We start from the raw sequence: 12,340 nt of genomic DNA on the forward strand, positions 1-12,340 counted from the left end.
CAGACCCTCCCAGTGATATCAGGCGTCGCAGACAGTTCGATCACTACATGGGGATATCCGGTCCGTCACTCCGCCCCGTGGCACTCCCCGTAAGTCCGCCCCGACCCGCACCAGCACGCCGCGCCCCGGGCCGGGGGCCAGGCTGCCGCGTGGCCTCGGGCGGCCAGGGTTGTGGCGTATTGGGGGAGGAGGTCCGCGTTCGAGGGGGACGAGGATTCCGAGGCCGCGAAGGCTTCGTAGGAGGGGACCGTGGCCGGGACGATGCCCAGGTTGGGGGTGCCTGCCGCCGCGAGTTCGCGGAGCGACGCTTCGATGTCCGTGAGGTGGGCCCGGTACGTGGGGTACTCGGATTCCAGCTCCGGGTACGAGGCGAGGAGCTCGTCCAGTTCCTGCTCCGGCCAGTGGAGGACCGCCACCGGGAAGGGGCGGGAGAGGGCCGTGCGGTAGGAGCCCAGTTCGCTGCGGAGGCGGGTGATCTCCGCCTGGAGCTCCGCCGGGTCCGACGAGCCCAGCGACCACAGGCGCTTCGGGTCGTGCAGCTCGTCCAGGGGGACCTCCGCCGTGTGGAGGGTGTCCGCCAGGGTGTCCCAGTCGTCGTGGGGGAGCGCCAGCATGCGGCGGATCCGGTGGCGGGTCACCAGGAGCGACTGCGTCGCGTGCGGGAGGTCCGTGGGTGAGGGCTCCGGGGCCAGGAGGCCTGCTGCCTCCGTCGCGATCGCCTCCGCGAGCTCCAGCTCGTCGTGGGACTCCAGGGTCTCCACGACGATCTCCCACGGCGCCGCCTCCGACGGTGCCGAGACGCGCAGGCCCTCGATGATCGCCCGTGCCTCCGCCTCGTGGCCGTACTCCCACAGGTTCGCCGCCTTGAGGGAGCGGATCAGGTGGGGGTCCGACGGATCCGACGACAGCAGGTCGTCGTACAGGGCCGTCGCCGCCGGACGGTCGCCCGCCAGTTCCAGGTGCGCCGCCGCCCGGAGGAGCAGGGCTTCCCGGTCCTCGGGGTACCGCGTGGCGGTGCGCAGCAGGCGCTCGGCTTCGGTGGCGTGGGCGGCAGGCGTGTCGGGGCGCATGCTGAACACCGTACTGCTGTACGGCCCTGGAGAGTTGGCGCGTCAGCGCTTATCGTGCCCCGCGTGCGGGACAGGGTGCGTGGCAGGGTGCCGGTCGTCGTCCAGACGCGCGGGGTGCGGAGCACGCCCGCGCGTGTGCTGTGGGTGTGCGCCGAGGCCGTCGTCACCTGCGGGGTTGTTCTCATGCTCCTCGTCGCCCACCAGCTCTGGTGGACCAACCAGCAGGCCCGCGCCCAGGCCGGCGAGCAGGTGCGCGCCCTGGAGCGGGAGTGGGCCGGATCACCCCCCGTGACTCCTGAGGCGCCTGTGGTGGAGATCCAGCCGTCCGCCGGGGTGGAGTCCCACGCACCGTCCCCCAGTGAGGTTCCGACCTCTTCCGGTCGGCCGCCCGAGGCCGCCTCCTCCTCCGCCTCCTCCGCGTACGCCATCATCCGCATCCCCCGCATCGGACTCACCGCCCCCATCGCCCGCGGCGTCTCCAAGCGGTCCGTCCTCGACCGCGGCTACGTCGGGCACTACCCGGGCACCGCCGGGCCCGGCCGGACCGGCAACTTCGCCCTCGCCGGCCACCGCAACACCCACGGCGAGCCCTTCCGGTACATCAACCGGCTGCGCGCGGGCGACACCATCCGCATCCAGACCCGGGAGCGGGAGTACACGTACGTCGTCGATCAGGTCCTCGCGCGGACCGCGCCCCGCGACACCGGCGTCATCCAGCCCGTACCCCGCTCCCTCGTCAAGCCCTCCTACGGCTACTCCGACCCCGGCGCCTACCTCACCCTGACCACCTGTACCCCCGAGTTCAGCTCCGCCTACCGCCTTGTCGTCTGGGCCAGGCGCGCGTAGCGGCCGAGCGTGTATAACGTCTAGGAGACCAGTGAGAGGAGTGGCAGCTTGATCGGCAAGGAGTTCGTTCTGCGCCTGCTCGCCCCGCTGTTCTCCCTCCTCGCCCTCGGCGATCTGCTGCTCTCCGACGGCTCCGGCGTCTCCGCCGCCGTCGCCCTCGCCGCCACCACCGTCGTCTGCGCCCTCATCGGCGCCCCCGCGGCCCCGCCCGTACCCCCCACGCGGGTACGCACCGCCCTCCGCGACCGTGAACGGCGTACCGCCTTCCTGCCCCAGCGCGATCCCGACGCCTCCGGGCGTCGCAGGCCCCGAGCGCCCGGCCGTCCCCTCCCGACGGCCGCGTAGCGAGAGCAGAGACCCCCTGCGCGGATCCGTCATGCCGACGTTCTCCCTTCCGGCACGACGAGACCCCTCGGAGGGCTCCCATGTCCGTTTTCGCTTCCCTGGTCGAGCAGCTCGCCGACCTGCTCCAGCCCCTCTTCGCCACCGCCTCCACCGCCGCCGCGATCATCCTGTTCACGATGGTCGTACGGCTCGCGATCCACCCCCTCTCGCGCGCTGCCGCCCGCGGCCAGAAGGCCCGTACCCGCATCGCCCCGCAACTGGCCGAGCTGCGCGCCAAGCACGCCAAGAATCCCGAGCGGCTCAAGAAGGCCATGATGGAGCTGCACGCGAAGGAGAAGGTCTCGCCCTTCGCCGGCTGCCTGCCGAGCCTGCTCCAGGCGCCCGCCTTCTTCCTCATGTACCACCTGTTCGCCGGCGACCGCATGGCCGGGCACACCCTCTTCGCCGCCCCGCTCGGCGACCACTGGGCCGACGCCCTGGCGGACGGCGGGGTCTTCGGGCCCGCCGGCCAGGTCTATCTCGTCCTCTTCGCGATCGTCGCCGCCGTCGCCGCCTTCAGCTTCCGGCGTACGAAGCGTCAGCTCGCCGCGCAGCCGCTCGACACCGGACTGCCCGCGACGCCCGGCGCGGACACGATGAACAAGGTGATGCCGCTGCTCTCCTTCGCCACCCTGATCACGGTCGCCGTCGTGCCGCTCGCCGCCGCGCTCTACGTCGTCACCAGCACCACCTGGACCGTCGTCGAGCGGGCCCTCCTCTTCCGTGAGCAGCGCCCCGCGGAGGCCCTTGCTACCGGTGCGTAAGGGTCCAGTCCGTGAACGGGGTCTTGCCGAGTGGTCGAAACTCTTGGAGGATCGACCAATCCTCCGATATCTCCGATGGCCGCACTCCATCGGCCGGGGCTTTGCCGGGCCCGCCCCCGGGCCCACCTCGACCACAGGGAGAAGACCATGAAGCTGCTGCGAGTCGGTCCGGCGGGAGCCGAGCGTCCCGCCCTGCTCGACGAGGACGGGACGCTCCGCGACCTGTCGGCCCTGGTCGGCGACGTCGACGGCAGCCTGCTGGCCGACGCGTCCACGCTCGACCGGATCCGGGCCGCCGTCGGCGCCGGCGTGCTGCCCGCCCTCGACGCGACCGGGCTGCGTATCGGTCCGCCCGTCGGCCGCATCGGGAAGGTCGTGTGCATCGGGCTGAACTACCACGGGCACGCGGCCGAGACCGGAGCGGCGACCCCGGCCGAGCCGGTCGTCTTCCTCAAATCCGCCGACACGGTCGTCGGCCCCGACGACACCGTGCTCGTACCGCGCCGCAGCACCAAGACGGACTGGGAGGTCGAGCTCGCCATCGTCATCGGCCGGACCGCCCGCTACCTGGAGACCGACGAGGAGGCCCTCGCGCACGTCGCCGGGTACGCCGTCGCCCACGACGTCTCGGAGCGCGAGTTCCAGATCGAGCGCGGCGGCACGTGGGACAAGGGCAAGAACTGCGAGACGTTCAACCCGCTCGGCCCGTGGCTGGTCACCGCCGACGAGGTGCCGGACCCGCAGGCGCTCTCGCTCAGGCTCTGGGTCAACGGCGAGCTGAAGCAGGACGGCAACACCTCGGACCAGATCTTCGGCGTCGCGGAGGTCGTGCGGTACGTGAGCCAGTTCATGACCCTGTACCCCGGCGACATCATCAACACCGGCACCCCGGCGGGCGTCGCGATGGGCCGGCCGGAGCCGAAGCCGTACCTGCGGGCCGGCGATGTGGTGGAGCTGGAGATCGACGGGCTCGGCCGCCAGCGCCAGGAGCTCAAGGACGCGTAGCGGCCGGGTCGTCGTCGGGGCTCGGTCCTCGTCGGGCGCGGTCGTCGGCCCCCGTCTCGGTCGTCGGCCCCTCCGCCTCAGCCGGTGAGGTCGGTGGGACCGTCGAGGCCGGCAGGGTCGCTGGGGCCCGTCAGGGCGGCTCGCAGCCGGCCCAGCGCCTCCACGACCATCGCGTGGTCCTCTGCCTGCGGCAGCCCCGAGACCGTCACCGAGCCGATCACCCCCGCGCCCTCGACCGCGACCGGGAACGAGCCGCCATGGGCCGCGTACCGGTCGGGGTCGAGACGCGAGGACTCCTCGAACGTCGTCCCCTTGGCCCGGAAGCGGGCGCCGACCAGGTACGAACTCTCCCCGTACCGCTCGACGACCCGCCGCTTGCGGTCGATCCAGGCGTCGTTGTCCGAGCTCGAACCCGGCAGCGCGCAGTGGAAGAGCTGCTGCGCGCCGCGCCGGATGTCGATCGCGACCGGCGCCCGGCGCTCGCGCGCCAGCTCGACGAGGTGGGAGCCGAGGGCCCAGGCGTCCTCGTACGTGAAGCGGGGCAGGACCAGGCGGGCTTCCTGGGCCTCCAGCGTGGCGACCTCGCTCACAGCGTCACCGTGATTCCCTCGCGGGCGGAACGCCTCGCCGCCTCCAGTACGTCCAGGGTGGCAGCGGCCTCGTGGGCGGTGACCGGGTTCGTACCGGTGCCGCGGACGGCGGCGGCGACGGCCGCGTAGTACGCCGGGTAGTCGCCCGGCACCGTCTCGACCGGGGTCCCGCCGCCGGTCAGCGGGGACTCCCCGGCGCCGAGCCGGCCCCACAGCGACTCCGGCTCCACGCCCCACGGCGTTCCGGGCTCCGGCAGCAGGCCCTCGCGCAGATCGGCCTCCTGGGGGTCGAGGCCGTACTTCACGAAGCCGGCGCTCGAACCCAGGACGCGGAAACGGGGGCCGAGTTGGGCGGTGGTGGCGCTCACGTACAGATGCGAGCGCACGCCGTTCGCGTGCGTGATCGCGATGAACGTGTCGTCGTCGGCCTCGGCGCCGGGGCGGCGGACGTCGGACTCCGCGTACACCCGCACGGCCGGGCCGAAGAGCACGAGCGCCTGGTCGACGACATGGCTGCCGAGGTCGAAGAGGAGACCGCCGATCTCCTCCGGGGCGCCGGACTCGCGCCAGCCGCCCTTGAGCTGCGGGCGCCAGCGCTCGAACCGGGACTCGAAGCGCTGGACGTCACCGAGGGCGCCGTCCGCGAGGAGCCGGCGCAGAGTCAGGAAGTCGTTGTCCCAGCGGCGGTTCTGGAAGACCGACAGGAGCAGGCCCCGCTCCTCGGCGAGGGCGGCGAGCCCGCGCGCCTCGGAGGCCGTGCCCGCGACCGGCTTGTCCACGACGACCGGAAGCCCGGCGGTGAGGGCGGCGGTGGCGATCGGGACGTGCGTCTTGTTGGGGGACGCGACGACGACCAGATCGAGCTCGTCCGCCCGCGCCCACAGCTCCTCGGGGGAGTCCGCGACCCGTACGCCGGGGTGCGCGGCACGGGCCTGCGCCTGGCGCTCCGGGTTGCCGGTCGTGACCGTGTCGAGGACGAGGCCTTCGGTGGCGGCGATCAGCGGTGCGTGGAAGACGGAGCCCGCGAGGCCGTAGCCGACGAGTCCGACGCGGAGGGGTGCGGTGTCGGTGCCAGTCATGGCACCTACTTAAGCAACGGTGTTGCCAAAGTGCAAGCGAGGGGGACAATGGGGTGGTGAACAGGAGTGTCAGGGGTGCCGGGGGCACCAGGAACGAGACGGGCGTCAATCTGCCGGCGCTGCGCAGCCACAACGCTGCGCTCGTCCTCGACCTGCTGCGGACGGCGGGGGAGGACGGGATCAGCCGCCTGGAGCTGGCCGAGCGCACCGGGCTCACCCCGCAGGCGGTCAGCAAGATCACGGCGCGGCTGCGGGCGGAGGGCCTGGCACGGGAGGCCGGTCACCGGGCCTCGACCGGTGGCAAGCCGCGCACCGTCCTGCGACTCGTCCCCACGGCGGCGTACGCGGTGGGTGTGCACCTGGACCGCGACGAACTGACCGCCGTCCTGGTGGACCTGGCGGGCGTTCGGGTCGCGGCACGGCGGACCCCGCTCGATCTGGGCGCGGGGGCGGAGGCCGTCTTCACCGCGGTGGAGCGCGAGATCGACGCCGTACGGGAGGACGGCGCGGTACGGGAGGTGGGCGCCGTACCGGAGGACGCCGCCGTACGGGACGAGGTGAGCGCGGGCGTGAACGCTTCCGTGCCCTCCCCGGACCCCGCCGTCCTCGGTGTCGGGGTCGCGATGCCCGGGCCGCTCGACCACGTCGCCGGCACGCCCGGTCGCGTCACCGGCCATCCCGCGTGGGAGGGCGTTCCGCTACGGGACGAGCTCACGCGCCGGCTCGGGCTGCCCGTCGCCCTCGACAAGGACACCAACGCCGCCGCGCTCGGCCTTGCCCTCCACCCCGGGGCCCCCGCCTCCGACTCGTTCGCGTACCTCCATCTCGGTACGGGGCTCGGCTCCGGGCTCGTCCTCGGCGGCGCCCTCCACCGGGGGGCCAGGACCGGGGCCGGGGAGTTCGGGCACCAGACCGTCCTGCTCGACGGGCCGCCCTGCGGCTGCGGCGGGCGCGGCTGCCTGGAGGTCCTCTGCCTCGCGGCCGTCGCGCGCGGTGACGTTCCCGAGGCGGCGCGGGTCCTCGGTACGGGCGCCGCGAATCTCGTACGGCTCCTCGACATCGACCGCGTCGTCCTCGGCGGCCGGGTCGTGGCCGCCGACCCCGAGGCCTTCGTCGGCGGCGTCGGCGCGGCCCTCGCCGGGGCGGGCCTCGGCACGCCGGTCTCCGGTGCCACCTCCCCGTACGCCGTCGCCGAGGGCGCCGCGCAGCTGATCCTCGCTCCGATCTTCGGAAAATAGGCTGATTGGGCGGTATGGGTGGGCCGCCCGGGGGTCACGTGCCGCGTCGCTTCCCGGGCCCGCCGCGCCCAACTGGCAGCGTCGCGGCCGTCCCGTACGCCCGCGAGCAGCAAAGGCACCCGTCCCATGCGACTGCGCAACGCCCTCGCCCTCGGTGTGACCGCGGCGACGACCGGAACCGCCGTCCTCGCGCTCGCCGTGGGCCCGTCCTCGGCGGAGCCCGGCCCGAACCCGGGGCCCGGATCCGGCTCGGAGGCCGAGGCCGGGTCCGACTCCGCGTCCGTCCTGGACCCCGGTCCCGGCTTGCACCCCGCTCCCGGCTTGAACGCCGGTTCCGGCCTGAACCCAGGGTCAGGTGCCGGACTCAGGGCCGACACCGATTCCGGCTTCCGGCTCAGGACGAACGCCGACGCCGACACCACCGCCGCCTCCGACGCCGACACCGGCTCCGACGCCGCCCCCGACTCCGGCACAGGCCCCACCCCCGGCCCCGCTGCCGACTCCGGACCCGGACCCGGAAGCGGAACCCGGCACCAGCAGCAGCCCCTCACCTGCGGCAAGGTCACCGACCCCGAGTTCCCCATCGACACCCGGATCCACGGCCGCCCCGGCGTGTTCGTCCCCGGTGCCGGCTCCCGTACCTTCGAGATCGACCTCACCAACACCACCGCCGATGCCTGCCACAGCATCCACCCCGTCCTGGCCCTCGCCGACCGCGAACGGGTCCTCCGGCCGGAGCAGATCCGGCTGGACTTCTACGACTCCGAGGCCCGTCTCTGGCGCCCGGTGGTGTTCGAGGCGACCGAGGAGGACGAGAACGTCGGTGTGTTCACCGACTTCCCCGGCTTCACCGTCCCCGCGGGCGGCACGGTCACCGTCCCGGTCAGGCTCGCGTTCCGGGAGGACACCGCCGCCAACGAGGTCGTGGCCACCGCGGCGATCGTGCAGCGCCAGGGGGCCGACGGCGACTGGGTCGGGGAGTCCGACGACTTCCGTCTGACCATCGGGCCCGAGGGCACGGAAGCGGATCCCGAGGAGAACTCCGAAGCGAACCCCGAAGCGAACTCCCAGGAGAACGCCGAAGGACACCCGGAGGGGAATCCGGAAGGGAATCCGGAGGTCGCGCCCAGTGGGACCACCCCGCCGGAGAGCGGCGACACCGGCCTCCCGCCCGCCCCCACGCGCCCCGAACTCGCCCATACGGGCCCCGATTCGAGCGCACTCCTCGCCCCCGCCTCCGGTGCGCTGCTCCTCACGGGCGCGTCGCTCGTCGCCGCCTCCCGGCGCGGGCGCCGACGGCCGGGCTAGACCCTGCGAACCCGCGAGTCACGCTCCGTACACCCTCCCGTTCATTCCCATCTGCGAGCATCCCCCGGTGGACTACCCGAACGACCAGGCACCTGGCGCACCCATCCGCTCCGGCATCCCCGAGCACGGCCGCATTCCCAAGTACTACGCGGTGAAGGCGAAAGTCGCCTCGCTGATAGACGAGTTGGGCGAAGGCGGGCTGCTGCCCACCGAGCGGGACCTCGCCGTCCGTTACGAGGTCTCGCGCGAGACGGTCCGTCAGGCCCTGCGCGAGCTGCTCCTCGAAGGACGGCTGCGCCGCCAGGGGCGCGGGACCGTGGTCGCCGGGCCCAAGCTGGAGCAGCCGCTCTCTCTCGCCAGCTACACCGAAGGCGTACGACGGCAGGGGCGCCGGCCCGGCCGTAGCCTCATCTCCCTCGACCGCTTCCCCTGCCCCGACGCCCTCGCGCCCGAGATCGGCGTCGAGCGCGGTGAGCCCGTCTGGCACATGGAGCGCGTGCTGCTCGCCGACGACGAGCGGGTCGGGCTCGAGAGCACATACGTCTCTGTGGCCCGAGTCCCGGGTCTGGACAGCGAGTTCGACCCCGACTCCTCCTTCTACCGCTATCTCAGCGAGAAGCTCGGCATCGGCTTCGGCGACGCCGACGAGCGGATCGAGACCGTGCTCGCCACCCCACGCGAGGCCCTGCTCATCGGCACCCCGCCCGCGCTCCCGATGCTGCTGATCCACCGCCTCTCCCGGGACACCGCGGGCCGGCCGCTGGAGCGCGTCCGCACGCTGTACCGCGGCGACCGGTTCAGCTTCACCGCACACCTGGGACAGCAGGGCTGACCTGGCCGGCCGCCGACCCGTGGTGGCTCGTCGATAACGGAAAGGTAACGGGTCTAGGCCAACCTTGTCACCCCGTTCACCGTCCCGTTGCCGTTCGGATCGCTCCGGGTCATTCACCGCCAGGACCGTGAACGGCATGAAGGTGATCGTCGTAGGAGCCGGCGTGGTGGGAACCATGCACGCCTGGCACGCAGTGGAACGCGGCCACGAGGTCGTACACATCGAGCGCGAGGCCGAGGCGCGCGGAGCCTCGCTCCGCAACTTCGGCCAGATATGGGTGAGCGGCCGCGCGGGCGGAGAGGAGCTGGACACCGCGCTGCGCGCCCGCGAACTCTGGGAGGGCATCGGCGCCCGCGTCCCGGAGCTGGGCTTCCGCGCCATCGGCTCGCTCACCCCCGTACGCAACGACCTGGAGCTGGCCGTCGCCGAGGCCGCCCTCGCCCGCCCCGACGCGGCCGCCCGCGGCTACAAGCTGCTCACCGCCGACGAGGCCCGGCAGGTCAACCCCGCCCTGCGCGGGGCGTTTGAAAAGGGAGGGGCCCGGGCCGCCCTGTTCTGCGAGCGCGACGCGGCCGTCGAGCCCCGTACCGCGCAACTGGCCCTGCGCAAGGCCCTGCTGGCCTCCGGGAAGTACACCTTCCTGCCGAACCGCGAGGTCCGTGACGTCTCCGGCGCCGAGGGCATGGCGAACGCCGCCGTCCGCGACGACCGCGGCGAGATCCACACCGGCGACGCCGTCGTCCTCGCCACCGGCGCCGCGCTCAGCGGTCTCGTCCGCGAGATCGCCGGCGACATCCCGGTCCGCCGGGTCCGGCTGCAGATGATGCAGACCGACCCGCTCGGCGAGCCGCTGACCACATCCGTCGCCGACGCCGACTCCTTCCGCTACTACCCGGCGTACGCATCGGACGCCCTGGACGCCCTCAACGCGGGCCAGGCACAGGACCCGACCGCCGCGGCGCACAAGATGCAGCTGCTGATGGTGCAGCGCCTCGACGGCGGACTGACCATCGGCGACACCCACGAGTACGAGCACCCCTTCGCCTTCGACACCCTCGAAGACCCCTACGAGCACCTCGTCCGCGTCGTCGAGTCCTTCCTCGGCCGCCCCCTGCCGAAGATCCGGCGGCGCTGGGCGGGCGTGTACGCGCAGTGCACCGACACCAGCCGGGTCGTGCACCGCCAGAAGGTCCGCGAAGGCGTGTGGCTGGTGACGGGACCCGGCGGACGCGGCATGACCTGCTCGCCCGCCATCGCCGAGACGACCGCAGACGAACTGGGCTGGTGAACACCATGACCGAGAACCACAGGCACGACCTCGTCGTACTGGACATGGCCGGTACCACCGTCGCCGACGGCGGCCTCGTCGAGCGGGCGTTCGGCGCCGCCGCCGAGCGCCTCGGCGAGGACCCGGCCACGATGATCGACTACGTCCGCGCCACCATGGGCGAGTCCAAGATCTCCGTCTTCCGCCACCTCTTCGGCGGCGACGAGACGCGCGCCCGGCAGGCCAACGTCGCCTTCGAGGAGGCGTACGGAGAGCTGGTCGCCGGCGGCCTGATCGCCCCGGTCCCCGGCGCGGCCGAGGCGATCGGACGGCTGAAGGCGGAGGGCAGGACGGTCGTCCTCACCACCGGCTTCGCACGCGTCACCCAGGACGCCATCCTCGACGCGCTCGGCTGGCGGGACCTGGTCGAGCTGACCCTCTGCCCGGCGGACGCGGGCGGCCGGGGGCGCCCGTACCCGGACATGGTCCTCGGTGCCTTCCTCCGTACGGGAGTCGTCGACGACGTCCGGCAGATCGCGGTCGCGGGCGACACCTCGTACGACATGCTCAGCGGGGTCCGTTCGGGCGCCGGGATCGTGGCGGGCGTACTGACGGGGGCGCACGGCGAGGCCGCGCTCAAGGAGCACGGCGCCACGCACGTCCTCGCGTCGGTCGCGGATCTGCCCGCGGTCATGGCGCGGGCGGAGGCGGACCGATGACGGCGCGCGCCACCACCACTGTCACGGCCACCGGCGCCGCGGGGTCCGCGACGGGCAGCGCCACCGCCGTGAGCGGCCCGCGACGCGGCGGCATCCGGTTCGACTCCGTCTCCGTCGCCTACGGCGGCAACACCGTCCTCGACTCCCTCGACCTGACCGTCGAGCCCGGCGAGGTCATGGCCCTCCTCGGGCCTTCCGGCTCCGGCAAGACCACCGCCCTGCGCGCCGTCGCCGGGTTCGTGCAGCCGGCCTCCGGCCGGGTGTTCATCGGCGACCGCGACGTCACCGCCCTCCCGCCGCACAAGCGGGGGATCGGGATGGTCGTCCAGCAGTACGCCCTCTTCCCGCACATGCGGGTCGAGGACAACGTGGCCTTCGGCCTGAAGGCGCAGAAGGCGCCGAAGGCCGAGATACCGGGGCGGGTCGCCGAGGCCCTGGAGATGACCGGGATGGCGGCCTACGCCAAGCGCTACCCGCGCGAGCTGTCCGGCGGCCAGCAGCAGCGCGTCGCGATCGCCCGGGCGCTCGCCATCCGGCCGAACGTCCTGCTCCTCGACGAGCCGCTGTCCGCGCTCGACGCACAGCTGCGCTCCGGGATGCTCGCCGAACTGGCGCGGCTCCACCGGGAGTTGCCGGACGTCTCCATCCTGTACGTCACCCACGACCAGGTCGAGGCGCTGACCCTCGCCGACCGGATCGCCGTCATGGACAAGGCCCGGCTCCAGGACTGCGGCACGCCGCAGGACCTGTACCGCCGTCCGCGTACGGAGTTCACGGCGTCGTTCGTCGGCAACGCGAACCTGCTGCCGGTGACGGTGGGCGCGGGCGGGGTGGTGTTCGGCGGCACCGAGCTGAAGGTCCCCACGGACGGGGTGGCGCCCGGGGTCGCCGCGACCTTGTGCGTACGGCCGCACCTCATCGGCCTCGGCGAGGGGCCGAACGCGCTGCGGGGGCGGATCGCGGAGGTGCAGTGGCGGGGGTCCACGCACCGCTTGTACGTCGATGTCGACGGGCAGCGCGTGAAGGCGGACGTGCGTGAACTGCGGGAGACGCCGGCGCTCGGTGACGAGGTCACGCTGCACTTCGCGCCCGAGGACGGGGTGCTGCTGGGGGCCGGGGTGTCCGATGGCTAGTTCTTCGGAGCCGGTCACGTCAGTGCGGCCCGGACGTGGCGTGGTGCCCACCCTTACCTTCCCCCGAGGACTTCGTCCAGGGGGGACCCCCAAGCGGGACGATTG

13 protein-coding genes are annotated in these 12,340 nt (G+C 73.1%); 10 read left to right on the top strand and 3 right to left on the bottom strand.

What is annotated here, in order from left to right:
- Positions 1-65 precede the first annotated feature (65 nt).
- A complete protein-coding gene (locus ACFY8U_RS18195) occupies positions 66-1,070 on the bottom strand; it encodes an SEC-C domain-containing protein (protein WP_389571154.1) in 1,005 nt (334 codons plus the stop codon).
- A 63-nt stretch (positions 1,071-1,133) separates the two neighbouring features.
- On the opposite strand from ACFY8U_RS18195, the gene ACFY8U_RS18200 reads away from it, so the two are divergent.
- The 4 genes from ACFY8U_RS18200 (at position 1,134) to ACFY8U_RS18215 (ending at position 4,069) form a co-directional block, all read left to right on the top strand.
- A complete protein-coding gene (locus tag ACFY8U_RS18200; protein WP_389571157.1) occupies positions 1,134-1,916 on the top strand; it encodes a class E sortase in 783 nt (260 codons plus the stop codon).
- Between the two features lie 48 nt (positions 1,917-1,964).
- A complete protein-coding gene (locus ACFY8U_RS18205) occupies positions 1,965-2,261 on the top strand; it encodes a DUF6412 domain-containing protein (RefSeq protein ID WP_389571160.1) in 297 nt (98 codons plus the stop codon).
- 80 nt (positions 2,262-2,341) lie between these two features.
- On the top strand, positions 2,342-3,064 hold the full coding sequence (locus ACFY8U_RS18210; protein WP_389571163.1) for a YidC/Oxa1 family membrane protein insertase: 723 nt from the start codon (positions 2,342-2,344) through the stop codon (positions 3,062-3,064).
- Positions 3,065-3,211: 147 nt separating this feature from the next.
- Positions 3,212-4,069, top strand: coding sequence for a fumarylacetoacetate hydrolase family protein (locus tag ACFY8U_RS18215; RefSeq protein WP_389571166.1), 858 nt, complete (start codon positions 3,212-3,214; stop codon positions 4,067-4,069).
- A 77-nt stretch (positions 4,070-4,146) separates the two neighbouring features.
- Here ACFY8U_RS18215 and ACFY8U_RS18220 read toward each other — a convergent pair whose 3' ends face one another.
- Together ACFY8U_RS18220 and ACFY8U_RS18225 are read right to left on the bottom strand one after the other, a co-directional pair.
- Complete coding sequence (locus ACFY8U_RS18220; protein ID WP_389571169.1) at positions 4,147-4,659, bottom strand: heme-degrading domain-containing protein; 513 nt, start codon at positions 4,657-4,659, stop codon at positions 4,147-4,149.
- The gene (locus tag ACFY8U_RS18225) at positions 4,656-5,738 is read right to left on the bottom strand and encodes a Gfo/Idh/MocA family oxidoreductase (protein WP_389571172.1); all 1,083 of its coding nucleotides are present in this window, start codon (positions 5,736-5,738) and stop codon (positions 4,656-4,658) included. The genes ACFY8U_RS18220 and ACFY8U_RS18225 overlap by 4 nt, the downstream gene beginning before the upstream one ends.
- Before the next feature lie 56 nt (positions 5,739-5,794).
- Here ACFY8U_RS18225 and ACFY8U_RS18230 point away from each other — a divergent pair, with 56 nt between their 5' ends.
- From ACFY8U_RS18230 to ACFY8U_RS18255, 6 genes are all read left to right on the top strand, one after another.
- Positions 5,795-6,976, top strand: a complete 1,182-nt coding sequence (locus tag ACFY8U_RS18230; protein WP_389571175.1) for an ROK family protein — start codon at positions 5,795-5,797, stop codon at positions 6,974-6,976.
- A gap of 126 nt (positions 6,977-7,102) precedes the next feature.
- Positions 7,103-8,284: an LPXTG cell wall anchor domain-containing protein gene (locus ACFY8U_RS18235; RefSeq protein WP_389571178.1), complete on the top strand. Its 1,182-nt coding sequence runs from the start codon at positions 7,103-7,105 to the stop codon at positions 8,282-8,284.
- Between the two features lie 67 nt (positions 8,285-8,351).
- The gene (locus ACFY8U_RS18240; protein WP_361603071.1) at positions 8,352-9,116 is read left to right on the top strand and encodes a GntR family transcriptional regulator; all 765 of its coding nucleotides are present in this window, start codon (positions 8,352-8,354) and stop codon (positions 9,114-9,116) included.
- Positions 9,117-9,252: 136 nt separating this feature from the next.
- On the top strand, positions 9,253-10,404 hold the full coding sequence (locus tag ACFY8U_RS18245) for a TIGR03364 family FAD-dependent oxidoreductase (protein ID WP_389571181.1): 1,152 nt from the start codon (positions 9,253-9,255) through the stop codon (positions 10,402-10,404).
- Between the two features lie 5 nt (positions 10,405-10,409).
- On the top strand, positions 10,410-11,102 hold the full coding sequence (locus ACFY8U_RS18250) for a phosphonatase-like hydrolase (RefSeq protein WP_389571184.1): 693 nt from the start codon (positions 10,410-10,412) through the stop codon (positions 11,100-11,102).
- Positions 11,099-12,235 (top strand): ABC transporter ATP-binding protein, encoded by a 1,137-nt coding sequence (locus ACFY8U_RS18255; protein WP_389571187.1) that lies wholly within the window; start codon positions 11,099-11,101, stop codon positions 12,233-12,235. Before ACFY8U_RS18250 ends, ACFY8U_RS18255 begins: the two co-directional genes overlap by 4 nt.
- Positions 12,236-12,340: the final 105 nt, after the last annotated feature.

This window comes from Streptomyces sp. NPDC012508, assembly GCF_042902595.1.
Taxonomy (GTDB): domain Bacteria; phylum Actinomycetota; class Actinomycetes; order Streptomycetales; family Streptomycetaceae; genus Streptomyces.

Excerpts from the sequence above, each read along its gene's own strand:
- ACFY8U_RS18225 (WP_389571172.1), bottom strand. The coding sequence starts at position 5,738 with ATGACTGGCACCGACACCGCACCCCTCCGCGTCGGACTCGTCGGCTAC.
- ACFY8U_RS18235 (WP_389571178.1), top strand. The coding sequence starts at position 7,103 with ATGCGACTGCGCAACGCCCTCGCCCTCGGTGTGACCGCGGCGACGACC.
- ACFY8U_RS18210 (WP_389571163.1), top strand. The coding sequence starts at position 2,342 with ATGTCCGTTTTCGCTTCCCTGGTCGAGCAGCTCGCCGACCTGCTCCAG.
- ACFY8U_RS18255 (WP_389571187.1), top strand. The coding sequence starts at position 11,099 with ATGACGGCGCGCGCCACCACCACTGTCACGGCCACCGGCGCCGCGGGG.
- ACFY8U_RS18245 (WP_389571181.1), top strand. The coding sequence starts at position 9,253 with ATGAAGGTGATCGTCGTAGGAGCCGGCGTGGTGGGAACCATGCACGCC.
- ACFY8U_RS18250 (WP_389571184.1), top strand. The coding sequence starts at position 10,410 with ATGACCGAGAACCACAGGCACGACCTCGTCGTACTGGACATGGCCGGT.
- ACFY8U_RS18195 (WP_389571154.1), bottom strand. The coding sequence starts at position 1,070 with ATGCGCCCCGACACGCCTGCCGCCCACGCCACCGAAGCCGAGCGCCTG.
- ACFY8U_RS18215 (WP_389571166.1), top strand. The coding sequence starts at position 3,212 with ATGAAGCTGCTGCGAGTCGGTCCGGCGGGAGCCGAGCGTCCCGCCCTG.